Origin of the sequence: Mycobacterium lentiflavum (genome assembly GCF_022374895.2) — a bacterium.
Lineage (GTDB): Bacteria > Actinomycetota > Actinomycetes > Mycobacteriales > Mycobacteriaceae > Mycobacterium > Mycobacterium lentiflavum.
In genome coordinates this window covers 685111-708643 of the sequence record NZ_CP092423.2, presented here as the reverse complement: position 1 = coordinate 708643, position 23533 = coordinate 685111, and the positions used below count along the sequence as shown (strand labels likewise).

25 protein-coding genes and 1 pseudogene are annotated in these 23533 nt (G+C 66.9%); 13 read left to right on the top strand and 13 right to left on the bottom strand.

What is annotated here, in order from left to right; translation table 11 throughout:
• Positions 1 to 162: 162 nt before the first annotated feature.
• From thiC to MJO58_RS03385, 3 genes are read left to right on the top strand one after another with little or no spacing between them, the layout of a single operon-like run.
• A complete protein-coding gene (gene thiC, locus MJO58_RS03395; protein WP_434086300.1) occupies positions 163 to 1812 on the top strand; it encodes a phosphomethylpyrimidine synthase ThiC in 1650 nt (549 codons plus the stop codon).
• Positions 1809 to 2648 (top strand): bifunctional hydroxymethylpyrimidine kinase/phosphomethylpyrimidine kinase, encoded by an 840-nt coding sequence (gene thiD, locus MJO58_RS03390; protein ID WP_175364341.1) that lies wholly within the window; start codon positions 1809 to 1811, stop codon positions 2646 to 2648. Before thiC ends, thiD begins: the two co-directional genes overlap by 4 nt.
• Positions 2645 to 3265, top strand: a complete 621-nt coding sequence (locus tag MJO58_RS03385) for an alpha/beta hydrolase family protein (RefSeq protein WP_239722014.1) — start codon at positions 2645 to 2647, stop codon at positions 3263 to 3265. Before thiD ends, MJO58_RS03385 begins: the two co-directional genes overlap by 4 nt.
• Positions 3266 to 3269: 4 nt before the next feature.
• On the opposite strand, the gene MJO58_RS03380 is transcribed toward MJO58_RS03385, so the two are convergent.
• Positions 3270 to 3548, bottom strand: coding sequence for a hypothetical protein (locus tag MJO58_RS03380; protein WP_239722013.1), 279 nt, complete (start codon positions 3546 to 3548; stop codon positions 3270 to 3272).
• 77 nt (positions 3549 to 3625) lie between these two features.
• On the opposite strand from MJO58_RS03380, the gene MJO58_RS03375 reads away from it, so the two are divergent.
• From MJO58_RS03375 to MJO58_RS03365, 3 genes are all read left to right on the top strand, one after another.
• Positions 3626 to 3814 (top strand): hypothetical protein, encoded by a 189-nt coding sequence (locus MJO58_RS03375; RefSeq protein ID WP_420845402.1) that lies wholly within the window; start codon positions 3626 to 3628, stop codon positions 3812 to 3814.
• 63 nt (positions 3815 to 3877) lie between these two features.
• Positions 3878 to 4315: a MarR family winged helix-turn-helix transcriptional regulator gene (locus MJO58_RS03370; RefSeq protein WP_090599482.1), complete on the top strand. Its 438-nt coding sequence runs from the start codon at positions 3878 to 3880 to the stop codon at positions 4313 to 4315.
• A gap of 16 nt (positions 4316 to 4331) precedes the next feature.
• A complete protein-coding gene (locus MJO58_RS03365; RefSeq protein ID WP_090599479.1) occupies positions 4332 to 5204 on the top strand; it encodes an LLM class F420-dependent oxidoreductase in 873 nt (290 codons plus the stop codon).
• 12 nt (positions 5205 to 5216) lie between these two features.
• On the opposite strand, the gene MJO58_RS03360 is transcribed toward MJO58_RS03365, so the two are convergent.
• The 6 genes from MJO58_RS03360 to MJO58_RS03335 form a co-directional block, all read right to left on the bottom strand.
• Positions 5217 to 5783: a DUF4190 domain-containing protein gene (locus MJO58_RS03360; protein ID WP_239722012.1), complete on the bottom strand. Its 567-nt coding sequence runs from the start codon at positions 5781 to 5783 to the stop codon at positions 5217 to 5219.
• 43 nt (positions 5784 to 5826) lie between these two features.
• The gene (locus tag MJO58_RS03355) at positions 5827 to 7323 is read right to left on the bottom strand and encodes a neutral zinc metallopeptidase (protein WP_239722011.1); all 1497 of its coding nucleotides are present in this window, start codon (positions 7321 to 7323) and stop codon (positions 5827 to 5829) included.
• 103 nt (positions 7324 to 7426) lie between these two features.
• Entirely contained in the window at positions 7427 to 8896 is a 1470-nt protein-coding gene (locus MJO58_RS03350) for a M28 family peptidase (protein WP_239722010.1), read from the bottom strand.
• Positions 8893 to 10389 carry a M28 family metallopeptidase gene (locus tag MJO58_RS03345; RefSeq protein WP_239722009.1) on the bottom strand — a complete coding sequence of 499 codons (1497 nt, stop codon included), beginning with the start codon at positions 10387 to 10389 and terminating at the stop codon, positions 8893 to 8895. The genes MJO58_RS03350 and MJO58_RS03345 overlap by 4 nt, the downstream gene beginning before the upstream one ends.
• Positions 10390 to 10448: 59 nt before the next feature.
• Positions 10449 to 10874: a DUF2752 domain-containing protein gene (locus tag MJO58_RS03340; RefSeq protein WP_090599462.1), complete on the bottom strand. Its 426-nt coding sequence runs from the start codon at positions 10872 to 10874 to the stop codon at positions 10449 to 10451.
• 9 nt (positions 10875 to 10883) lie between these two features.
• On the bottom strand, positions 10884 to 11210 hold the full coding sequence (locus MJO58_RS03335; protein WP_090599457.1) for a CD225/dispanin family protein: 327 nt from the start codon (positions 11208 to 11210) through the stop codon (positions 10884 to 10886).
• Between the two features lie 386 nt (positions 11211 to 11596).
• Between MJO58_RS03335 and MJO58_RS03330 the strand changes: the two genes are divergently transcribed.
• The 3 genes from MJO58_RS03330 to MJO58_RS03320 all read left to right on the top strand — a co-directional run bounded on the left by MJO58_RS03330 (position 11597) and on the right by MJO58_RS03320 (position 13455).
• Positions 11597 to 12070 (top strand): serine/threonine protein kinase, encoded by a 474-nt coding sequence (locus MJO58_RS03330; protein ID WP_239722008.1) that lies wholly within the window; start codon positions 11597 to 11599, stop codon positions 12068 to 12070.
• Positions 12071 to 12243: 173 nt separating this feature from the next.
• A complete protein-coding gene (locus MJO58_RS03325) occupies positions 12244 to 12762 on the top strand; it encodes a serine/threonine protein kinase (protein ID WP_239722007.1) in 519 nt (172 codons plus the stop codon).
• A 174-nt stretch (positions 12763 to 12936) separates the two neighbouring features.
• Entirely contained in the window at positions 12937 to 13455 is a 519-nt protein-coding gene (locus tag MJO58_RS03320; protein WP_090599447.1) for a hypothetical protein, read from the top strand.
• Positions 13456 to 13458: 3 nt separating this feature from the next.
• Here MJO58_RS03320 and MJO58_RS03315 read toward each other — a convergent pair whose 3' ends face one another.
• Genes MJO58_RS03315 through thiO form a run of 4 tightly spaced genes read right to left on the bottom strand, consistent with a single transcriptional unit; the run spans position 13459 to position 16238 of the window.
• Positions 13459 to 14226 (bottom strand): SGNH/GDSL hydrolase family protein, encoded by a 768-nt coding sequence (locus tag MJO58_RS03315; protein WP_239722006.1) that lies wholly within the window; start codon positions 14224 to 14226, stop codon positions 13459 to 13461.
• A complete protein-coding gene (locus MJO58_RS03310) occupies positions 14223 to 15038 on the bottom strand; it encodes a thiazole synthase (protein ID WP_090599437.1) in 816 nt (271 codons plus the stop codon). Before MJO58_RS03310 ends, MJO58_RS03315 begins: the two co-directional genes overlap by 4 nt.
• Positions 15031 to 15228 carry a sulfur carrier protein ThiS gene (thiS, locus tag MJO58_RS03305; RefSeq protein ID WP_239722005.1) on the bottom strand — a complete coding sequence of 66 codons (198 nt, stop codon included), beginning with the start codon at positions 15226 to 15228 and terminating at the stop codon, positions 15031 to 15033. Before thiS ends, MJO58_RS03310 begins: the two co-directional genes overlap by 8 nt.
• On the bottom strand, positions 15225 to 16238 hold the full coding sequence (gene thiO / locus MJO58_RS03300; RefSeq protein WP_090608404.1) for a glycine oxidase ThiO: 1014 nt from the start codon (positions 16236 to 16238) through the stop codon (positions 15225 to 15227). The genes thiS and thiO overlap by 4 nt, the downstream gene beginning before the upstream one ends.
• Before the next feature lie 154 nt (positions 16239 to 16392).
• Here thiO and thiE point away from each other — a divergent pair, with 154 nt between their 5' ends.
• Positions 16393 to 17076 carry a thiamine phosphate synthase gene (gene thiE, locus MJO58_RS03295; protein ID WP_090599429.1) on the top strand — a complete coding sequence of 228 codons (684 nt, stop codon included), beginning with the start codon at positions 16393 to 16395 and terminating at the stop codon, positions 17074 to 17076.
• Here the strand turns inward: thiE and MJO58_RS03290 are convergent.
• Entirely contained in the window at positions 17048 to 17680 is a 633-nt protein-coding gene (locus tag MJO58_RS03290; protein WP_090599426.1) for an NUDIX hydrolase, read from the bottom strand. The two genes, thiE and MJO58_RS03290, sit on opposite strands and share 29 nt — an antisense overlap.
• Positions 17681 to 17813: 133 nt before the next feature.
• On the opposite strand from MJO58_RS03290, the gene glnX reads away from it, so the two are divergent.
• The 3 genes from glnX to MJO58_RS03275 are packed head-to-tail and all read left to right on the top strand — an operon-like array spanning position 17814 to position 22386.
• Positions 17814 to 19133 (top strand): protein kinase G-activating protein GlnX, encoded by a 1320-nt coding sequence (gene glnX / locus MJO58_RS03285; protein ID WP_090599422.1) that lies wholly within the window; start codon positions 17814 to 17816, stop codon positions 19131 to 19133.
• The gene (locus MJO58_RS03280) at positions 19133 to 20110 is read left to right on the top strand and encodes a glutamate ABC transporter substrate-binding protein (protein ID WP_090599419.1); all 978 of its coding nucleotides are present in this window, start codon (positions 19133 to 19135) and stop codon (positions 20108 to 20110) included. The genes glnX and MJO58_RS03280 overlap by 1 nt, the downstream gene beginning before the upstream one ends.
• Positions 20110 to 22386: a serine/threonine-protein kinase PknG gene (locus tag MJO58_RS03275; RefSeq protein ID WP_090599416.1), complete on the top strand. Its 2277-nt coding sequence runs from the start codon at positions 20110 to 20112 to the stop codon at positions 22384 to 22386. Before MJO58_RS03280 ends, MJO58_RS03275 begins: the two co-directional genes overlap by 1 nt.
• Before the next feature lie 158 nt (positions 22387 to 22544).
• Here the strand turns inward: MJO58_RS03275 and MJO58_RS03270 are convergent.
• Positions 22545 to 23375 (bottom strand): annotated as a pseudogene (locus MJO58_RS03270) (endonuclease domain-containing protein); the annotation flags it as partial.
• Positions 23376 to 23533: the final 158 nt, after the last annotated feature.

Here is a 23533-nt window from a genome sequence, read left to right as displayed (position 1 = left end):
CGGGCGGCGCGGATGGCCCGGAGTGGGGGTAACGTCGCCTACGGGCGTTTTAGCCACCGAAAAGTAACCAACCGCGGGAGCGCACGCCGAGTGTGCTGAGAGGACGGCTTGGGGCCGTCGACCGTACGAACCTGACCGGGTAATGCCGGCGTAGGGAGAAATATGACTGACGTTATTTCCACCACCGTGGACACCGTTTCCGTGACCACCGGGCCGATCTGGGGCAGCACGAAGGCGTATCGGGAGCTCGACGAGGTTCCCGGAGCCCGCGTGCCGTTGCGCCGGGTGAACCTCTCCAACGGCGAGCACTTCGATTTGTACGACACCTCCGGGCCCTACACCGATCCGGAGGCCGCGATCGACCTGACCGCCGGGCTGCCGCCCCGCCCCGGCATGGTCCGCGACCGCGGTACTCAGCTGCAGCGGGCCCGCGCCGGTGAGATCACCGCCGAGATGGCGTTCATCGCCGCGCGCGAGGGCATGGCGGCCGAGCTGGTGCGCGACGAGGTCGCCCGCGGACGTGCGGTCATCCCGGCCAACCACAACCACCCCGAGATCGAGCCGATGATCATCGGCAAGACGTTCGCGACCAAGGTCAACGCGAACATCGGCAACTCGGCCGTGACGTCGTCGATCGCCGAAGAGGTCGACAAGATGGTGTGGGCGACCCGCTGGGGCGCCGACACCATCATGGACCTGTCCACCGGCAAGAACATCCACGAGACCCGCGAGTGGATCCTGCGCAACTCACCGGTGCCGGTCGGCACCGTCCCGATCTACCAGGCGCTGGAGAAGGTCAACGGCGACCCTACCGAATTGACCTGGGAGCTCTACCGCGACACCGTGATCGAGCAATGCGAGCAGGGCGTGGACTACATGACGGTGCACGCCGGCGTGCTGCTGCGGTATGTGCCACTGACCGCCAAGCGGGTCACCGGCATCGTGTCGCGCGGTGGGTCGATCATGGCGGCCTGGTGCCTGGCGCACCATCAGGAGTCGTTCCTCTACACCAACTTCGAAGAGCTCTGCGACATCCTGGCCCAGTACGACGTGACCTTCTCACTGGGCGACGGGCTGCGGCCGGGATCCATCGCCGACGCCAACGACGCCGCGCAGTTCGCCGAGCTGCGGACCTTGGGTGAACTGACCAAGATCGCGAAAGCCCATGGCGTGCAGGTGATGATCGAGGGCCCCGGGCATGTCCCGATGCACAAGATCGTCGAGAACGTGCGGCTGGAAGAGGAGCTGTGCGAGGAGGCGCCCTTCTACACGCTGGGCCCGCTGGCCACCGACATCGCGCCGGCCTACGACCACATCACCTCGGCGATCGGCGCGGCCATCATCGCCCAGGCCGGCACCGCGATGCTCTGCTACGTCACCCCGAAGGAGCACCTCGGGCTGCCGGACCGCAAGGACGTCAAGGACGGTGTGATCGCCTACAAAATCGCCGCCCACGCAGGCGATCTCGCCAAGGGTCATCCGCACGCGCAGGACCGCGACAACGCGTTGAGCCAGGCGCGTTTCGAGTTCCGGTGGAACGACCAGTTCGCGCTGTCGCTGGATCCCGATACCGCGCGGGAGTACCACGACGAGACGCTGCCCGCCGCGCCCGCCAAGGCCGCGCACTTCTGCTCGATGTGTGGGCCGAAGTTCTGCTCGATGCGCATCACCCAGGATGTCCGCGACTACGCCGCCAAGCACGGCCTGGAGACCGAAGAGGACATCGAAGCCATGCTTGCCAGCGGCATGGCCGAGAAGTCGCGCGAGTTCGCCGAGCACGGCAACCGGGTGTATCTGCCGATCACGCAGTGAGCCACCAGCCTCCGGACCTGCCGGTTCCACCGCCGGGCGTGACACCGCGCCGGGTGCTGTCCATCGCCGGATCGGACTCCGGAGGTGGCGCGGGTATCCAAGCCGACATGCGCACCTTTGCGTTGCTGGGTGTGCACGCGTGCATTGCGGTTACCGCGGTCACCGTGCAGAATACGGTGGGAGTCAAGAGCTTTCACCAGGTTCCCGAAGACGTGGTCGCCGGCCAGATCGAAGCGGTGGTCAGCGACATCGGCATTCAGGCCGCCAAGACCGGGATGTTGGCGTCACCGCGCATCATCGACACCGTGGCCGCCACCTGGCGCCGGCTCGGATTGACGGTGCCCCTTGTCGTCGACCCGGTGGCGGCTTCCATGCACGGCGATGCGCTGATGGCGCCGGCGGCCCTGGATTCGCTTCGTACGCAACTGTTTCCGTTGGCAACGCTGGTGACGCCGAATCTCGACGAGGTGCGGCTGCTGGTCGGACTCGACGTGGTGGACGCCGAGTCGCAGCGCGCGGCGGCCAAGGCACTGCACGCGCTGGGCCCGCAATGGGTGCTGGTCAAGGGCGGTCACCTACGCTCATCGCAACGCAGTTGCGACCTGCTCTATGACGGTGCGGATTTTCACGATTTCGATACCGAGCGCATCGCGACCGGCAACGACCACGGCGGCGGTGACACGCTGGCCGCCGCGATCGCCTGCGCGCTGGCCCACGGGTTGACCGTTCCCGAGGCCGTCGCATTCGGGAAACGATGGGTCACCGAATGCCTGCGTGCCGCTTACCCACTCGGCCAGGGCCACGGCCCGGTCTCGCCGCTGTTCCGGCTGTTGTGAATCTCGACCAGATCGCGGGTATCGCGCACCAGCCCGACGGCGTCGCGCACGGTGTCGTGGTGCTCACGCACGGCGCCGGCGGCAACCGCGAATCGGCTCTGCTGCAACGCATTTGCGACGAGTGGGCGCGGCGCGGCTGGCTGGCGGTTCGGTACAACCTGCCCTACCGGCGGCGCCGTCCCAAAGGGCCGCCGTCCGGCTCAGCGGCCACCGACCGCGCCGGAATCGACGAGGCAATCGCGTTGTGCCGCAACCTTGCCCAGGGCCCGCTGATCGCGGGCGGACACTCCTACGGCGGCCGGCAGACGTCGATGGTGGTCGCCGAGGCAGACCCGCCTCAGGTCGACGTGTTGACACTGTTTTCCTACCCGGTGCATCCACCGGGAAAGCCGGAACGACCCCGCACCGAACACCTGCCCGCTATTCGGGTGCCTACCGTGTTCACCCACGGTACGTCGGACCCCTTCGGCACGCCGGCCGAGGTGCGTGATGCCGCGGCATTGATCCCCGCGACGACCGAGGTCGTCGAAATCACCGGCGCGCGACACGATTTAGGGTCCAAATCACTCAACGTGCCCGCGCTCGCGGTCGATGCGGCGCTGCGCCTGTTGGGCTGAGGCGTTACTGCCCCGGCAGCGTGCATGTGGTGGGAAGCAGCAAAATCGCGGGCCACAGCGCGGCGGCTTCGCCGAACGCGACCAGGTCCGGACTGACGGGGCTCACTTTGGCCCATTCGGCCTCTAGTTCGCGCACCCGGTCGGGGTGAATGGTGGCCCAAAAGAAACCGATCAGCAGGTAGGGCAGGGCGAGCCACAAGGCCAACTCGATGAGTGCCTGGACCGAAACCGGACGCGCGAGCCCGTCGCGAATGCGGGCCATTCCTGCCGCCAACGCTGCCATATGCGCAACGATAGGTCAGACACCCGGAAGGAGTCGGTCGGTTGATCGCCAAGCTGCGGCAGTTGTTGAACTACGAGATGACGGTGGCCGAGTGGATCGCACTCGCGGTGCTGCTGGGCATCCCCTATTCGATCGTCGGGCTGATCTGGTCATCGACACACACCGCCCATCTTCGCGGCATGCAGGGCGCCGACCTGGTGGTGTCGTTCCTCGGCTCGATCGTGTCGTGGCCGGTGCTGCTGTTCTCCAACGTCTGCATGACCTGACAGCCCGCACCATTTAGACAGTCAAGACTGGACAGTTTGGACTGTCTAGTTTACGGTGGTGATATGGATGGCATCGGCGAGTCCGCTGCAACCGCCGCCCGAGACATTCGAGTGGTGTTCAGCCGCCTACGACGTCGGCTGCGAGATGTCGAGGTCCGCAACGATCTGACCCCGTCACAGACAGCGGTGCTCACCCGGCTCTGGAAAGAGGGAGCATCGTCGGCCAGCGCGTTGGCCGGCGCAGAGCGGATACGTCCTCAGTCGATGGCGACCATCCTGGCCGCCCTTGGCCAACGCGGACTCATCGAGCGCACCCCCGACCCCGAAGATGGTCGGCGCCAAGTGGTCTCGTTGACCAAGGCGGGCCGTCAGCGCGCCGAAAGCGATCGCCAAGTGCGGGAGGAGTGGCTGGCGCGCGAGTTGCAGGAGCGCTACTCCGAAGCCGAGCGCCGCATCATCGTCGACGCGCTAGCACTGCTTGAACGATTGACCGAATCCTGAAAGGGCATTGGCTGCAATGGAAATAGGTGTGCATTTTATCGACTTTCTGCCCGGCGACACCGCGGAGCTGGGTCCGACGTTGACCAGCGCGGCAAAGACCGCGGAGCAGGCGGGCGCGACGATGTTTACCCTGGCCGATCATTTCCTTCAGATGGAGAACACCGGGCGGCCCGCCGAGGATCCATTCCTCGAGGGCTACACATCGCTGGGTTTCCTTGCCGGGCAGACGACTACGATCGACCTCACCCTGATGGTCACCGGTGTCACATATCGTTACCCGGGTGTGCTGGCCAAAACGGTCACCACCTTGGACGTGCTGTCGCGGGGCCGCTCGATGCTGGGCCTAGGCGCCGCGTGGTACGACCGCGAACACGCGGCCCTGGGCATTCCCTATCCGCCGGTGAGCCAGCGCTTCGAGATGCTCGAGGAGACGCTGCACATCTGCCGGCAGATGTGGAGCGACGACAACGGGCCGTACGCCGGCAAGCACTATCAGCTGGCCGAGACAATCTGTGAGCCGCAACCGATTCGGCGCCCGCCGATCCTGATCGGTGGCGGCGGCGAGAAGAAGACGCTGCGACTGGTCGCACAATATGCCGACATCTGGAACAGCACGGTTCAAGAGGTCGACGGGCTCCAGCACAAGATCGACGTGCTGAATCGGCACTGCGACACCGTGGGCCGGGACCCCGGCGACATCCGGAAAACGGTTGGCAGTTTTGCCGACCCGTTCGAGGACGTCGACGGCTACCTGAAGACCGTGGAACGGTACGCCGAGCTGGGATTCACGATGATCAACGTCGGCCCGCTGCCGGGAAATCCCGATCCGGTCGGCTTCATCCGCCGCCTCGGCGACGAGTTAGTTCCGCGGCTCGTCGAGATCGGTTGAGCGCCAGCGTATTTAGGCAGCGATGCCCGAGAGGGCCGGTAGGTCGACGGTGAGAACCGTCGCGGGGGCTCCCGAATACCTGTCGTGGTACCGCTCCCGCTCCACACTCCCGGTGATCGCGCTGAGGATCCCGATGACGATGCCGACCACGATCAGGACCGCACCGATCGCGATTCCGGCGATGGCCAACCCGCGGCCACCCTCACCGGTCTGCTTGATCTTGCCCAGGGCGATGATGCCGAAGATGATGCCGAGGATCGGCCCGATGCCGCAGAGCCAGCCCAACAACGAGCAGACCAACGACGCGATGGCCATGCTATTGGTGCCGACGGCCGTCGGATAACCGGGACCCCGCGGGGGCGCATAACCCGGCGGCGTCGGCGGGTAACTGTCGCCCGGCCCTGGCGGATAGGTCGGTCCAGGCGGCGGCGGCGAATAACCCTGTCCCGGCGGCGGATATCCGGATTCGCCCGGTGGGGGCGGATAGCTGGGCGGTGGCGGCGGCGAATAACCCTGTCCCGGTGGCGGATATCCGGATTCGCCCGGTGGGGGCGGATAGCTGGGCGGTTCTTCCGTCACGGACGCCTCCTGAGGTCAAGTGGTTGCTTACTCTACGCCTTGGTTAGCCGGGATACCGGGTGTAGCACGCGTCCATGTTGCCGGCCACGCCGCCGCGGAATGCCGCTATGCGCGTGAAGCCGGCGGGCACGCTGGTCCCGTCCGCATCGCTGGCGACCATGTGGTTGGTGAGCAAGCCGGCGACGGCCTCGTCGAGATCACCCGCGGTCAGCAGCAGCTCCTTGTGGGAGGGGGTGTCGATGGGTTCGGCCATCTTGCGGTGCACCACACCGGTCAGGCACGCGGTCCGCAGCGCGGTCCACGGGCTCTGCATCGGTAGACCGCGTTCGTGTTGTACCGCAAGCGCGTATCTCGACATGACGATCGACAGCGCGGTGTCATCACCTTGCGGCAGGGTGTGTTCCTTCTCGTCGGAGACCTTGGCCATCGCCGCCAGGCCGGCCAGGTCGACCATGATGGTGTTGGTGGCCGGGCAGTAGGACGCGGGCGGACTGGGTTTCGCATCCGGGCACGGGGTCGTGTGGAAGGACAGGGTCGGCGCGCTCTGCGGCGAGAACACCTTTCCCAACAGCTCCATCAACGTCGACAGCGTGTCTTCGTTGATCGCGACCTCACCACTCTGCGGGTCCCCGTTGGGATCGGTCTGCAACGCCTTGGGCAGGTCTCCGCGGCGTTGGGCGATTTCCTGCTGGTTGATTCCCGCGCACGCCGAAGCGCCGCTGACGAAACCCATCTGGAAGGCGCCGACCCGATCCAGGGCCGACCCGTGCTCGTCGTCGTTCTCGGTTTCGGCATCCATCATCGGGTCACGGGTGACAATGATCCCGGCCAGCACATGATCGAGGCCGTCGGCGGTGCTCAACGTGAAACGCGGCGATTTCCCGGCGGCCACCCAATACAGATAGACCCCCGCGAAGCAGTCGGCCTGCTGCTCACGAACGATGGTCGGGTCCCTCTTCGTCACCAGGTTCGCCATCTGCTGCAAGGCGTGCCCGAACTCGTGCGCCAGCACGCCGGTGACGGCCATGTCGCCGAAATATTTCTGCGCGACCGGCATGAACACTGCGCGGTCCCAGGCGATCAGGTTGCAGCGGGACGTGAAAAAGGCGTTGACGAGCTTGTACGTTTCGTTGTGGCAAACGATCGGACTGCTCGGATCGTTGGAGTCGTAGGAGACCAGCTTCGCGACGGGCAGGAACGTGCCCTTCAACGACTGGCTGTACGCCGATTTCCAGTAGTCCTCGATGTCGTTAACCGACAGCAACGCCAACTTGTCGATCAGTCCGTTGTCGGTGTTGATCACCGTGCCGGTCGGCGGCGGCGGGTTCTCGCGGATCCCGCTGTGGCCGTCGGTGGCGAGCAGGTCGCTGACCCGGAACGGGTCGTTGAGCATCGACAAGGGCCGCCCGCCGAGGACCGTCGTACAGCCCGCTACCACCAACACCGTCGCTGCACAGGCAATTGCCGCCCTCAGCGAACCGCTGATGACGCGCCTGCGGTTGCCATGCAACCGAAGTCGAACTTGCCCGCGGTTCATCATGCCCAACCTCATCCCGACCGGCTGCACGGCAGCATCAAAGGGTTCTCATTCTAGGTCCGCTGGTTGAACAGCGTAGCGAAAACCAGCGGCCCAGCAAACGCCGCTAGGGTAACCGGGTGCGATGCCGTTTGTCGTGGAGCGGGACCCCGTTGGCGCCGGAAATCGACATGGCGTAGCTGCCCGCCGCGTATGCCACGCCAGAACCCATGACGGCCAATGCTTCCCGGTTGATGTTGTCGATCGTGTCGCGCGGGCTTTGATAATTGGGGTCAAACCCGACACCGGCCTTGCCGCCCCACAGGCGAGCTTGCACAGGGGATTTCAGCTGCGATGCGCCGGTGCTCATGCCGCCGATCGGTACCCCCGCGATCATGAAGGGGTGGTAGTCGGTCCGGGCGCCCAACGGCATGTCGGCGGGCCGCTTGCCGGCTAGATTGAGATAGCCGGACAGCGTGCGCTCGATACCGGCCGACCCCTCGGGCACATCAGCGGACGCGATCCCCTGTCCGGGCGGGCCGGATTGATCGCCGTCGTCGGTGAAGAAGCCGGCGTTGGGCGAACCGAGCAAATTGAAGTCCAGGTACATCGCGATGTCGTTGAGTTGCTCGTCATCCAGGCCGAATACGTAATCCATGACGCCGTTGAGCCCGTCCTCGTCGGCCCCCCAGAACACGAACCGCACCGCGTTGTTCACCGGGGCCAGCGGGCCCAGCTGCAGTGCGGTTTCCAGCACCGCGGCCACCCCGGACCCGTTGTCGTTGATGCCCGGACCGCTACGCGGACCGTCGAGATGGGCGCCAACCATGATCACGTCGTTCGTCGAGCCGGTCTTGGTCTGTGCCAGCACGTTTCGCGATGTGATCTTGATGTTCTCGGCGTCCAGCACCAGGCGCACCGGTGCGGTGGCGTGGGACAGCGCGCTGCCACCGTAGCTACTCACGACAGCGACCGGCATGGTCAGCTGCTTGTAGTAGCCCGGGGTGAACAACGTGGGCGGGGCTCCTTCGCCGGTGGGCGTGCTGACCACGATCACTGCCGCGGCTCCCTTTGCCCTGGCGCTGTTCTGCTTGTCGACCACCGAGCAGCGCGCGTCGTCGACGACCGCGATGGCCCCCGCGGGCAGCGCGGCCGGGTAATCACCCGCCGCGCACCCCGATGATTGCGTGGGCTTCGCCGGTTGGCCGCTAAGACCGCCGGGCGGTGTCCGCACCAGCAGCGAGGCCTGGTCCACCGAATAGCTGCTGTCGGCGATCGTCAGCGACGGTTTACCCGGCGACACCGCGTACAGCCGATCGAACTGCGGCGTGGCCACGTCGAACCCCTTGCCGCGCAACGCTTTCACGACATAATCGACGCTGGCGTCATAGCCCGGCGTCCCCTCTGCCCGGTTCCCCTTGTTGGCGTTGGCGATGTCCTGCAGCGCCCGCAGGTGCACGAACATCCCATCGGCAGTGACCTTTCCGGCCAGCACACGGCCAAGGTCCGGCGCGGCGGCCGCCGGCCCCTGCCGCGGCGACGAGCACCCTGCCACCAGCCCGATCAGCACCAACACCGAGCGCAGGTAGCGGATCATGGTTTTGCAAGCACGTGACGGGTGCGGTCAGCCATGGCGGGCACCCCATTGTGTCCGGTGAGGTCCTGGGCGTACAGGGCGATCGCGTAGGCCACGCCGGCGCCGTTGATGCCCAGCGAGGCGCGGTCGATGTGGTCGAGGGTGTCAGTGCTCTTGTGGTAGTTCGGATCGAACGGCTCATCTGCCGTCCCACCCCACAACTTGACTTGGTCGGCGGACTTCTTTGCTTCCGCGCCGGAGAACAGACCGCCCGACGGGATACCGGCCTGGGTGAAGCCGTCGTAGTCGGAGCGTCCGTCGAATTGCGTGTCCTCGGCGGTCTTGCCGGCCGCCTTCAGGTAGGCAACCAGCGTGCGCTCGATACCGGCCGAACCTTCTGGCACCACCGGTTGACCGCGGGTGTCCGCCGGCAGGGATTGATCACCGTCATAGGTGAAGTAACCGGGGTTCGGCGAGGCCAGCATGTCGAAGTTCAGGTATAGCGCAATGCTTTTGAGGTCCTCGGAATTAAGCGATTCGACGTAATTGCGCGATCCGATCAATCCGAGTTCTTCGGCGCCCCAGAACGCGAACCGCACCGCGTTGTGCACCTGGGGCGAATTCCCCAGCTGCACTGCGGTTTCCAAGACTGCGGCGACGCCAGAGCCGTTGTCGTTGATGCCCGGGCCCGCGGGCACGCTGTCCAGATGCGCGCCCGCCATCACCACGTCGGTGGGCGAGCCCGTCTTGGTCTGCGCGATGATGTTGCGCGCTTTGAAACTCTGGCTGCTGGCGTCCAGTTTGATCGTGACCGGCCCGGGGTGGGCGCGCAGCTGCAAACCGGTGGACTTGGTGACACCGACCGAAGGAATCTTCACGACGGTGTTCGCCCCGAGCGTCCCGCCCATCTGTTCCTCGTCGACATTGTCGGCGACGATCAACGCCACGGCGCCGCGCTGTGCGGCGGCGTCCTCCTTCTGCGCGAACGGGCAAGTGCCGCGGTCCACCAAGACCACCGCGCCCTGCACCGCAAGATTGTCGTAGTCCGAGGCCGCGCAAGCCTGGCCGTTGCCCGCCGACACCACCAGCAACGGGCCGCTCACCCCGTCGGGTCCGGTGCCGAGGCTGAACTCGAGCGCCCGCGCCTCGACGGCCTTGCCGCCGACGGTCACGGTGGGCTTCTCGGAATGAAAAACCCGCGCCGAAAACTCGGGGGTCTGCACGTCGAAACCGCTGTGGCGCAACGTATTCACCACATAGTCGACGCTGGCGTCGTAGCCGGGCGTGCCCACCGCCCGGGTGCCGTTATTGGCGTTGGCGATGTCTTGCAGCTTGGTCAGGTGCACCATCATCGCGTCGGCCGTGACCCTGTTGCGCACCGTATTGGCGAACTCCGCCGCGGCGGGATCGCTCGCCTGCGGGGCGTTCGCCGCCCGATGCAAGCAACCGGTCATCACCGCGGCGAGGGCGACCGTGGCGAGCATTGCCGCAAGCGTTCGGGATTTGTTCACCATCGCGCCCCAGGTTAGACGCCCGTCGCGCAGCGGCGCATTCGGCTCACCGCGGTGTGAGGTCAGACGTACAGCCCGCTGAAGGGGGCAACCGGAATGTTGCGCACCACAAACCAAATCAACACCAACGACAGCGTCACCGCCGGCGCCCAGCGCCAGTGCTGCCAACCGGTGATCCGTCGACCGGCCAGCCGACCGTAGGTCCAGACCAGATAGGTCCACACCAGCAGGCCGAGGGCCACCAGACCCAACGCGTTGAACCTGGCGGCGGCCATCAGATTGCCGTGCAAGAGCGAATAAATCATCCGCAGACTGCCGCAGCCGGGACAGTCGATACCCAACAGCGCCTTGGTTGGGCACACCGGCAGCGGACCGCCTGGGGTGGTCGGATCGGCTGCCCAGATGGCGGCGCACGCCACGGTGGTGGACGCCGCCACGATCAGCGGCGCCCCCAACCTCAAAGAGACCGACCCTTGGCGGGTCACCATGCGATCAGCTTAGTAGTACAGCGCCGCCATCGCCGTGGTCGTGTCCACGTTGAAGGCACCGAGCGCCGCCATGATCCCGTAGATGATGGCGACGATCACACCGGCAATGGCCGACCATGTCGCGAACTTCTTGGCGCTGGCCGCAGCCGCCTGAGCCTCTGCGTACTGGCCCTGTGCCCACAACCCGTTGACCTGGCTGGATTTGACGATGGCCACGATCCCCAGCGGAAGGCAGCAGAACAGTGTCGACAAAATGGACCATACCAAGTAGTTGTTCGGCGCCTGGCCGGCAGGCTGCTGCGGCGGGTAACCCGGGGGTGGCGGTTGTGCAGTCATGAATTCTCCAGTCGCGAGAAGTTAGCTGGCGTGAAGCGAGCTAACCATACATGAGCGGAGTCGGAAGGGCACTGGGTACGCATTAAATCGGGCTGCCGGAACCTCGACATCGATGTCGCCACAGGGTCACTCCCGATGGCGAGATCAGCTCGGAAGCGGAGGATCCGGCGAAATGCGTTGTGTGGGTCGCCTTCCCGTTGCCGCTCGGAATTGCCCAGGTCAGGCCCGAATAATGCCCCGAAAGACAGCGTCGGAGCGGAATGTATTGCACGGCCCCGACATAGCCCTGCGATTGCGATATCCACGCCGCCACTGCGACCACCGAACGGAGTCGCCGGACGTCACCTCTGACCAACACGCTGCGCGCCGCGACGGCCACGGTGCTCGTGAGTGGTTTGGCGTTTGCGGGCGCGGCGACAGCGACCGCAGACCCCAACATCGGCGGCGGCGCGGATATCAACACACTAGCCAGCGCACTGCCGACGGGCTACGGCCTGAACAACCGCACCTCCCAGACGGTTCCCGGCGGCGCGCTGCCCTACCTGCGGCGCGGACAGAGCCCCGACCCGAGCGGGCCGGTACCGGGCAATATTTCCTCTTCAGCGACGGCAGCGCGCTGGCGAACTCATTCAAGGGGCGTCATCGGCGGTGACACCCTCACCAACTGCGGGGATAAGCCCTCCCCAACGCCATGGCACCAGGGCAGCTCCACCGCCAACGCGGGATCGGTGGCGTGCGGGACTTTTCAGAGTCGTGCCGAGATCGTCTGGACCAATGAAGCCGAGAACGTGCTGGGCGTGATCCGCGCCGCCGGCGACGACGTTCCGTCCCTTTACCGGTGGTGGCGAGACAATGGCTGAGCTTTGCGGTTGGGCCGCAACGGGTTCCAGCGCCAAATCACCAAGAATGTTGCCAGGGCAAACGGTATGCGACGGAATGGGTTGCACAGCTGCGGTTTAGCCTTACGATCAGTCTGGCAAACAATTTGCTGGGGCCTAGGTCCCGGCGGTCCGACAAACCTCAGGAGTCGAGGATGCTTCACCCGACCAACTTGCTGCGCGCCGCGGTAGCCGCAGCTCTTACGGCTAGCTATTGCTGCGTCGGCACCGCAACCGCGACCGCGGAGACCGGCAGCTCGGCCGATGTCAACACGCTGGCCGCTTCGCTGGCGAAGGGCTACGGCCTCAACAACTGTCAATCGTCGCCCTTGACGGGTGCCGAAGTGGCGGAGCTGCAGTGCGGGCCAAACCCCGACTCCGGCGGTCCGGCTTCCGCCGTCTACCAGCTCTTCAAGAGTGCCAACGACCTCAGCGGTGCCTACGCGTCCAACCTCAAAGACGTGACGCTGTCCTCTTGCAGCGGCACCGGCAGCAAAGAGCCCGGCCCCTGGCACCAGGCCAGTTCCGACCAGGCCGGTGGCCAAATGGCATGCGGAACCTACAAGGGCGTCAGCCTGGTGCTCTGGACCGTTGACGGCAAAAACGTGTTGGGCTCCATCTTTTCCAAAGGCGACGTGCCCTCGCTCTACAAGTGGTGGCAGGCCAACGCCTGATCAGGCTTGGGCCGCAACAGGTTCCACGCTCGTGTCGCCGAAAATGATGCCGGGGTAAACCGTATTCGGCGGAATGGGTTGCATAGCCGTGGTTTGCCCCTACGATCATTCTGGCAAAGACAAATACCGTCGGCGCAGCCTTTTAGGCGGTTACCCGAATTTCAGGAGTCGAGGATGTCTCACCCGACCAAGACGCTGCGAGCCGCGACGGCTGCAGCCTTCACAGCGACCTTTTTCTGCGTGGGCACTCCGACCGCGATGGCAGACAACAACGCCACGCTGCTGAGTGCCCTTTCGAAGGGCTACAGCAGCAGCAACTGCTCGTCTCAGGCGGTGTCCGAGGTGCAGGGCTCGTTTACCGCCACGGTGGTCGCCGTGTTGCAGTGCGGACAGAACACCGACTCCAGCGGCCCGATGGGTGGCAAATACTTCCTGTTCGCCAACAGCGCGGACACGGCCAGCTCGTTCACCAAGCTCATCAGCAGTGACACCCTCGCCAACTGCGGGGACGCCAAGTCGCCCACCACCTGGCACCAGGGCAGCTCCGACTCCGCCGGACAGGTGGCCTGCGGAACGGATTCCGGCCAGGCTGAGGTGCTCTGGACCGTCGACGCCAAGAACGTGCTGGCCTTCGTCCGCGCGTCCAACGGAGACACGGCGGCTCTCTACAAGTGGTGGCAGTCCAACGGCTGAGTTTTAGAGGTGCGCCGCGACGAGTTCGGCCACCGCAATCATCCCCGCACCGTTGGGATGTAGTGGGGCCGGCCGACCCGGCAGCGGCACAACGTATTTCGCCGGCGTGGTCGTCCAGGGCTGTGCGGACCACGCATGGTGGTCGCGGCTGGCGGTAGCGGCGCTGACCACCTCACAGCCGGATGCCGCCGCCGCGTCGGCCGTGAGTCGTTCCAGCGCCGCTGCCACGTGCCGGCCCAGGTCGGCATCCGCGTCCGAAATTGGGGGCGCGGGCACGCCCGTAGGCGGTAGCAGCGTCAAGTAGTCGACGAAGAAAACCCTGGCGCGCGGGGCCCGTGCACGCACCGCTTTGCCGACCGCACAAAGGGAATCGAGCACTTCCGCCAGGGCCCGGTCGCGCGCGCCACGGTCCATCAGTTCGTCGATTCGCGTGCCCAGCAGCGGTAGCCGACGAATCGGTCGCGGCAGTGCCGCCGCCATCAACAGCGGAACGTAGCCGACGTCGTTGCCGCCGATCGTGATCGTGACGAGATCCTCTGAGCCGTCCAGCGCGGCGATCTGCGGCGGCGCGGCGTGCTGACGATCGGCGAGGATGTGCGCGGTAGTGGCGCCGGAAAAGGTGACGTCCACCAGTTGGAGGTTCTTCTGCTGGGCGAGCAGATGCGGATAGTTGCGCGCCGATCGGCCCGACCATCGGGGAGCGCCTTGAACGCGCGGCTGGATGCCCGGACCGGCAGCCATCGAACTGCCCAGCGCTACATAGCGTTTCATCGCTCAGGCTCGATGGCCCGCTCCTCAGCGGACCGGTCCCCGGCCCGCATCGTCGACGGGCGTGGACTGGATGCCTGCGCCCAGAAGCGCTTCGGGATGCGCCCGGCGTGTCGCGCCAAATAGCCGGCGGTGACTGCGGCCGCCATCGCGGCGGCCATTGCGGGCGGATCGGTGGCCCGGGTCACTGCGGTGGCCAACAGCACTGCGTCGCAACCCAACTCCATCGCCAGCGCCGCGTCGCTCGCGGTGCCGATGCCGGCGTCGAGGATCACCGGAACACCGGCCCGCGCGACGATCATCTCGATGTTGTGCGGGTTGGTGATGCCCAGCCCGGTTCCGATCGGCGAGCCCAGCGGCATCACCGCCGCGCATCCGGTGTCCTCCAGCCGGCGGGCCAGCGCCGGGTCGTCGTTGGTGTAGGGCAGCACGACGAATCCGTCGTCGACCAATTGCTCTGCGGCCCGAACCAGCTCGACCCCGTCGGGTAGCAGCGTGCGCTCGTCGGCGATCACCTCGAGTTTGACCCAGTTGGTGTTCAGCGCCTCGCGTGCCAGCTGTGCGGTGAGCACCGCTTCGGCCGCGCTGCGGCACCCCGCGGTGTTGGGCAGCGGCGTGATGGCCAACCGGCTGAGCAGGTCGAGCAACCCGGTTCCGCCCTCGGCGTCGACCCGGCGCATCGCGACGGTGGTCAGCTCGGTGCCCGAGCTCCTCAGCGCCTCCTCCAGCACCGCCAGGCTGGTCGCCCCCCCGGTACCCATGATCAGCCGCGAAGCGAAGCTACGGTCCGCGATCGTCAGCTTGGCGTCAACCACCCTGCACCGCCGTCACTACCTCGAGCCGAGCACCATCGAAAAGCTTTGTGGTCCAACTGGACCGGGGTAGCACAGCGTCGTCCATTGCCACCGCAATACCCCGTTCGGGGAAGCCGAGCGATTCCAGCAACCCGGCGACCGTGGTCGGGCCGTCGACCTCGACCGCATTTGCGTTAACTACCACGATCATGACTGGACTCCTACCGGCACGAGTTCGGACACAATCTGTTCGGCGGTCCACGGCGCCAGCAGAAAACCTGACCGGCCGTGCCCGGTCGCGACCAGGGTGCGGTCGTCCAGACGATGCACCAGAGGAAGGTTATCCGGTGTCATCGGGCGCAGCCCGGCGGCACATTCGGCCAGCTCGTACTCACCCAGCGCCGGCAGCACCGCGCACGCGTCGTCGAGCAGGTCACGTATTCCGGACACGACCGGGGCCGTGTCACGGCCATGTTCGTACTGCGTCGCACCCACGACAACCCCGTCCGCACGCGGCACTACGTACACCTGGCGGCCGTGCACGCGTGCGCGAATCACTCTGCCCAGCAACGGCATACAGCCCTTTCGCCAGCGCAGTCGCAGCACCTCGCCCTTCACCGGGCGCACCGGCAGGCCGGGGCACAGCGCCGGCGCGTCGATACCGTTGGCGATCACCACGGCGTCGCCGGAGACCCGGGACAGGTCCGGCGCCGGCGGCGCCCATGCGACGCCGCGACGTTCGCAGTCCGCAGCCAGCGCGTCGAGGACCGCGCGGTTGTCCACGGCCAGTTCGGTGGGTGCCCGAAAACCGTGCCGGATGCCTTGCGCCAGAAGGGGTTCGACGTCGCGCGCGGCCGACTCCCAGATCACCGGGTGCCCCTGGTCGGCCAGCCAGTCCGCCACGGTGCGTAAGTCGGCGACGTCCGCCCGGTCGACGGCCACCACCAGCGACTCGCGCGCGGTGACCACCTCCGGCGGCAGCCCGTCCAGATAGCCGCCCTCACGCCACAGCCGCAGCGACTCCAAGCCCAGCCTCAGCAACCGCTGCTCGCCGGGCCAGCCTTCGCTGTGCGGGGCCAGCATGCCGCCGGCGACCCAGGACGCGCCGTGCGCGCCGGTGCGGTGCACCCGCACCGACCATCCGGCCTGGGCTGCCCGGCGCGCCACCGACAGCCCGATCACGCCGCCGCCGATGACGGCCAGCGTGCCTGCCTCTGACATCTTCCGCTCCCTTCGCCGGCATGATCCGGATCAGGTGTGACGGTAAGGACAGCTCCGGCAGTTGCGGCTGTGTCCACTCTCAGCCCCGCAGATCGCCCGGGACTCCCGTGTCTCTCGTTGTTCGGCTTCTACGCTAGCGCGCTAGCGTCGCGGTGTGCACGATCCTGTTACCCGTCTTACTGACGCCCGGCTATATCTGTGTACCGACGCGCGGCGCGAGCGCGGCGACCTGGCCCAATTCGCCGACGCCGCCCTGGCCGGTGGGGTGGACATTATCCAGCTGCGCGACAAGGGATCGGCTGGTGAGCGGCGGTTCGGCCCGCTGGAGGCGCGCGAGGAGCTGGCCGCCTGCGAGATCCTGGCGGATGCGGCGCGGCGGCACAGCGCGCTGTTCGCGGTCAACGATCGGGCCGACATCGCCCGCGCGGCCGGAGCCGACGTGCTGCACCTGGGCCAGGGCGACCTGCCACCGGACGTGGCCCGCGAAATCGCCGGGTCCGACACGCTGATCGGCCTCTCCACCCACGACGCCGACCAGGTCAAAGACGCCACGGCGGCCTTGGAAACAGGGGAAGTCGACTACTTCTGTGTCGGTCCGTGCTGGCCCACTCCCACCAAGCCCGGCCGCTCCGCGCCGGGGTTGCCGCTGGTCGAGACGGCGGCTCGGTCGAACCCGGCCACGCCGTGGTTCGCGATCGGTGGCATCGACGTGCAACGGCTGCCCGAGGTGCTCGCGGCCGGCGCCCGGCGAATCGTGGTGGTACGCGCGATCACCGCGGCCGAAGACCCCCGGGCCGCGGCCGAACAGCTCAGTTCAGCGCTTCGAGCAGCGAGCTGATCCGGGGACTCAGCTGCGACGGCGCCTGATCCGCATCGACCGGCATGCACCAGACGAAGACCCCGGCGTCGATCTCCAGCGTGCGCGGCAGGTGCTGGCGCCGTTCGTCGGCATGGCCGAGCGGAATCAGCGCCGTCGCGGTGCGCAGCCGCTCCCAGCTGGCCGCGAAGCCGGGATGCAGCGGCAGGTCTGCCACCTCGTTCTCGGCGACCCAGCGCATTTCGGCGCTTTCCCGGTTGGGCACCGTGTGCAGCAACTCGCCGGCGTCGGCGATGACGGTGGTGTAGGACCAGTGGGTGCCGGCGATCCCGGCCACCTGCGCGGTGACCACGGTCGCCCGCACTGCCACCCGCTCGGCCAGCAGCCCGGCCTCCTCGTGGGCTTCGCGGACCGCCGTCTGCTCCGGGGTTTCGTGGCTATCCCGGGCGCCGCCGGGCAACCCCCAGGTGCCGCCCTGATGGCTCCAGACCGCCCGGTGTTGCAGCAACACCGCGGGGGTGCCGTCGGGCCGTGGCGCCCGCAGTAGCAGACCCGCCGCGCCGAACCGACCCCAGTAGTGGGCGCCGCTGTCGGATATCACCCATCCGTCACCGTCGCCATGCACGCGTTCAGGATATGCAGCCGATCACCGAAATTGGGGCCGCCTCCCCCCATCCGTGCCGACATCCTCTTAGAATTCGCTTATACAGGTACGAACGGCGCATTCCAGGTGACCGAAAGTTGAGGTCTGAAAACACGTGACGGTTGAGCTGGCGCACCCGTCGACCGAACCGTTGGGGTCGCGGTCGCCGGGCGAACCGGCCCACCCCCGTTGGTGGTTCATCTCGACGACCCCCGGCCGCATCCTCACCATCGGCATCGTGCTGGCGGCGCTCGGGGTCTCCAGCGCCTTCGCCACCTCGACGACGATCAACCACCGCCAGCAAGTGCTGTCCACCGTGCTCAACCACACCGAGCCGCTGGCGTTCGCGGCCGGGCGCCTCTACACCACACTGTCAGTGGCCGACGCCGCGGCGGCCACCGCATTCATCGCCCAGGCCGAGCCGTGGCCGGTCCGCATGCGCTACGAGCAGGCCATCACCGACGCGGCGGTCGCGGTGACCCGGGCCTCCAGCGGTCTGACCGATGAACCGCTGGTACAGCTACTCGGCAAGATCAACGCCGAGCTGGCCGTCTATACGGGCCTGATCGAAATTGCGCGGACCAACAATCGGGAAGGCAACCCGGTCGGTTCGTCGTACCTGTCGGAAGCCTCGGGCCTGATGCAGTCGACGATCCTGCCCGACGCGGCGCAGCTGTACCAGGCGACGGCGGAACGGGTGGACGCGGAAACCACGGCGTCCACGCACTTTCCGGCTCCGGTGGTCCTCGTCATCGCGACCACGGTCGTCTTCGGCCTGTTCTCGCATCGTTGGCTGGCCCGGCGCACCCGGCGCCGCATTAATCCCGGGCTGGTCGTGGGTGCGCTCGGTATCCTCGTCATGGTGGTGTGGGTCGGGACTGCGCTAACAATCTCCACGGCTGCCAGCCGTAGCGCCAAAGACACGGCGGCCGAGTCGCTCAAGACCGTGACCAGCGTGGCGATCACGGCACAACAGGCCCGGGCCGACGAGACACTGTCGTTGATCCGGCGCGGCGACGAGCAGATCCGCAAACAGTCGTTCTATCAGCGCATCGACTTCATGCATCAGCAGATCGACCAGTACATGGCCCGCAGCGATGCCGTCGACAAACCCGACCTGCAGGGCGCCGACCAGCTGCTGGTCCGCTGGCGGCAGGCCAACGACCGCATCAATTCCTACATCTCGGTCGGTAACTATCGCTCGGCCACTCAGATCGCGCTGGGCAGCGCCGAGGACGACTCGACCCCCGCGTTCGACAAGCTCGAAGACCAGTTGGGCAAGGCCATGACGCAGTGCCGGACGCACCTGCGCAACGACGTGATCAACGCGCGCAGCGGGCTGTCCGGCGCCCAGGTCGGCGGCGTGGTGCTCAGCCTGGGTGCCGCCATCGCGGTCGCCCTGGGCTTATGGCCGCGGCTGAAAGAGTATCGATAATGACCCGTCTGCCCAGGATCCGCCGGGCGTCCGCCGTGCTGGCCACGGCGATCGTGCTGGCGGGTTGTGGGCACACGGAAACACTGACCGTCGCCACCGCGCCGACGTTGCCGCCGCCCACGCCGGTCGGCATGGAGCAGCTGTCGGCGGAGCCGCCGCTGCCGCCCGACGAGGCCGGCCAGGATTGCAACGCCACCGCCAGCCTGCGCCCCTTCGCCACCAAGCCCGAGGCCGACGCCGCGGTCGCGTCCATCCGGGCCCGCGGCCGGCTGATCGTCGGGCTCGACATCGGCAGCAACCTATTCAGCTTCCGCGACCCGATCACCGGCGAGATCACCGGCTTCGACGTGGACATCGCCGGGGAGATCGCGCGCGACATCTTCGGCGCCCCGTCGCACGTCGAGTACCGGATCCTGTCGTCGGACGAACGCATCACCGCGTTGCAGCAGTCCGAGGTCGACATCGTCGTGAAGACGATGACGATCACCTGCGAGCGCCGCAAGCAGGTGAACTTCTCCACGGTCTACCTCGACGCCAACCAACGGATCCTGGCCTCGCGCGACTCGCCGATCACCAAAGTGGCCGACCTGTCGGGCAAGCGTGTCTGCGTGGCCCGGGGTACCACGTCGTTACACCGCATCCGACAGATTGACCCGCCCCCGGTCATCGTCTCGGTGGTGAACTGGGCGGACTGCCTGGTGGCCATGCAACAGCGGGAGATCGACGCCGTGTCCACCGACGACTCAATCCTGGCCGGGCTGGTCGAGGAAGACCCGTATCTGCACATCGTCGGACCGAACATGGCGACCCAGCCCTACGGCATCGGGATCAACCTGGACAACACCGGGCTGGTCCGGTTCGTCAATGGCACGCTGGAACGCATCCGCCGGGACGGTACCTGGAACACCTTGTACCGCAAGTGGTTAACGGTTCTCGGCCCGGCGCCCGCCCCACCCGTACCCAAGTATGTGGACTGATGACTGAGGCCGACCACACCGACACCGACCCCGACGCCGAGGACGTTGACGCGAGCAGCGAAGCGCCGGAAGCACAGACCGGCGCGACGACTGGGCGCGCGCATGCCACCCAGGCACTTTTCCGCCCCAACTGGGACGATGACGACGACGACCTACCGCACATCACGCTCGGCAGCCTAGACACCGAACCGCAGGACCGGATGACGGTCGCGACCCGGGTGCTGCCGCCTACCCGGCAGCTCGGTGGCGGACTGGTCGAAATTCCCCGCGTCCGCGACATCGATCCGCTCGAAGCGCTGATGACCAATCCGGTGGTGCCGGAGCGCAAGCGGTTCTGCTGGAACTGCGGAAAACCCGTGGGCCGGTCCAGCTCGGAGGCCAAGGGCGCTTCGGAGGGCAAATGCCCGTCTTGCGGAAGTCCGTATTCGTTTCTGCCCCAACTGAATCCGGGCGACATTGTCGCGAACCAGTACGAGGTCAAGGGTTGCATCGCACACGGCGGGCTGGGCTGGGTGTACCTGGCCGTCGACCACAACGTCAACGACCGCCCGGTGGTGCTCAAAGGCCTGGTGCATTCCGGTGACGCCGAGGCCCAGGCGATCGCGATGGCCGAACGGCAGTTCCTCGCGGAGGTGGTCCACCCGCAGATCGTGCAGATCTTCAACTTCGTCGAGCACACCGACCGGCACGGCGATCCGGTCGGCTACATCGTCATGGAGTACATCGGCGGCCAGTCACTCAAGCGGGGCCGGAAAGACAAAAAGCTGCCGGTCGCCGAGGCCATCGCGTACCTGCTGGAAATCCTTCCGGCGCTGAGCTATCTGCATTCCATCGGCCTGGTCTACAACGATCTCAAGCCGGAAAACATCATGCTCACCGAGGAGCAACTGAAGCTGATCGACCTGGGCGCGGTGTCGCGGGTCAATTCGTTCGGCTACCTCTACGGCACACCGGGCTACCAGGCGCCGGAGATCGTGCGCACCGGCCCGACGATCGCCACCGACATCTACACGGTCGGACGCACGCTGGCCGCGCTCACGCTGAATCTGCGCACCCGCAACGGCCGCTACGTCGACGGGCTGCCCGAAGACGACCCGGTGCTGTCCACCTACGACTCGTTCGGCCGGCTGCTGCGCCGCGCCATCGACCCCGACCCGCGGCGGCGGTTCGGCTCGGCCGAGGAGATATCCGGGCAGCTGCTGGGGGTGCTGCGCGAGGTCGTGGCCCAGGACTCCGGAGTGCCGCGACCCGGGTTGTCGACGCTGTTCAGCCCGAGCCGCTCGACCTTTGGCGTGGACCTGTCGGTCGCACACACCGACGTCTACCTGGACGGGCAGGTGCATTCGGAGAAACTGACCGCCCGGGAGATCGTGACCGCGCTGTCGGTGCCGCTGGTCGATCCCACCGACGTCGCCGCCCCGGTGCTGCAGGCAACGGTGCTCTCCCAGCCGGTGCAGACGCTGGACTCCTTGCGCGCGGCGCGGCACGGCTCGCTGGCCGCCGAGGGTATCGACGTCTCGGAGTCCGTCGAGCTGCCGCTGATGGAGGTGCGCGCGCTGCTGGACCTCGGCGATGTGGCCAAGGCGACCCGCAAACTCGACGATTTGGCCGAGCGGGTGGGCTGGCGCTGGCGGTTGGTGTGGTTTCGGGCAGTCGCGGAGTTGCTCACCGGCGACTACGACTCCGCCATCAAGCATTTCACCGAGGTGCTCGATACCTTCCCCGGCGAGCTGGCGCCGAAATTGGCATTGGCCGCCACCGGCGAACTCGCCGGCAATGTCGACGTGGATAAGTTCTATAAGACGGTGTGGCGCACCAACGACGGGGCTATCTCGGCGGCATTCGGTTTGGCGAGATCCCTCTCGGCCGCCGGCGATCGACGAGGCGCGGTGCGCACGCTGGACGAGGTGCCGCCGACATCACGGCATTTCACCACCGCACGCCTGACGAGTGCGGTGATGCTGCTGTCCGGCCGGTCGGTCAACGAAGTCACCGAAGAGCAGATCCGCGACGCCGCCCGACGGGTCGAGGCGCTGCCGCCGACCGAACCACGGGTGCTGCAGATCCGGGCGCTGGTGCTCGGCGGTGCGATGGATTGGCTCGAAGACAACCAGGCCAGCACCAACCACATCCTCGGCTTCCCGTTCACCCAGCACGGGCTGCGCCTGGGCGTCGAGGCGTCGCTGCGCAGCCTGGCCCGGGTAGCGCCCACCCAGCGGCATCGCTACACGCTTGTCGACATGGCCAACCGCGTGCGCCCCACCAGCACCTTCTAGCCAGCGGCGGGTCGCTCCCCGCCGAGTGTGCCACTGCCGCCGAGTGTGCCTCTTTCGCCGAGTGTGCCTCCGCCGCCGAGTGTGCCTCCAAGGCGGGATTTCGCCGGATTTTCCGCCCAGGACGCACACTCGAAACCGTCAGCGCACACTCGACGCCTCGCGGCGCGGACGCGGCGTAGTACGGCGGCGGGGCTGTCTTCTGCCACGACCCGGACAACGATCCAGCCCATCTCCGAGAGCATCTCCAGCCGCCGGATGTCTTTGACGTATTGCCGTCGATCGGTCCGATGTTGGTCGCCGTCGTACTCGACCGCGACCATGCAGTCCTCCCAACCCAGGTCGAGGTACGCGACCGGAATCCCGTCCCGTCCAAGCACCGGTATCTGGGTCTGCGCCCGCGGCAGGCCGGCATCGATCAGCAGCAGCCGCAGGTAGCTCTCCCGCGGCGACTGCGCGCCCGCGTCGACCAGTTTCAGCGCGGCCTCGAGTCGCCGCAGCCCGGGCGTGCGCGGATGGCACTGCGCGACGCGCAGTACGTCATCGACCTTGAAACCTGTTGCGCGCGCCAGGGTATCGAGGCGGGCCACCGCGGAATGGATCGCCCCGCGGCGGCCGATGTCGAACGCGGTGCGCTCTGGCGTGGTGATCGCACGGCCGTCGATGATCTGCGTCTCGCCGTCGACCAGCCCGTCGCGCCGCGCCAGCACGCCATCAGGAACACGGCTGTTGGCATGGATCAGTTCGACCGGGACACTGTCGGGAATCCACTGGGCACCGTGCACCGCCGCGGCGGCCGCTCCCGCGATGATGCCCCGGCGGCGAGACCAAAGCCACGCCGCGACGATGCGCCGCCGCAGCGATGCCTCGACGTCGTTCGCCAGGTAGACGTTAGGAAAGACCGCACGGTAATGCGAGCGCAGCTGGTGACGGTTCAGTGCACCGCACGCCAGCGCCTCGCTGCCGAGGAACGGTTGACTCGCATCCCACATGGTGCGAACACTCCCACGCCCGCGGCACGCCCGATTTCGCTCATGCACAGGGTCGTCGAGTGTGCGTCCTGGGCGCAGAATCGGCGAAATTCCCGCCCTAGGCGCGCACTCAAAACCGTCAGGACACAGCTGATTCATAGCTCCATGTGCACACTCGA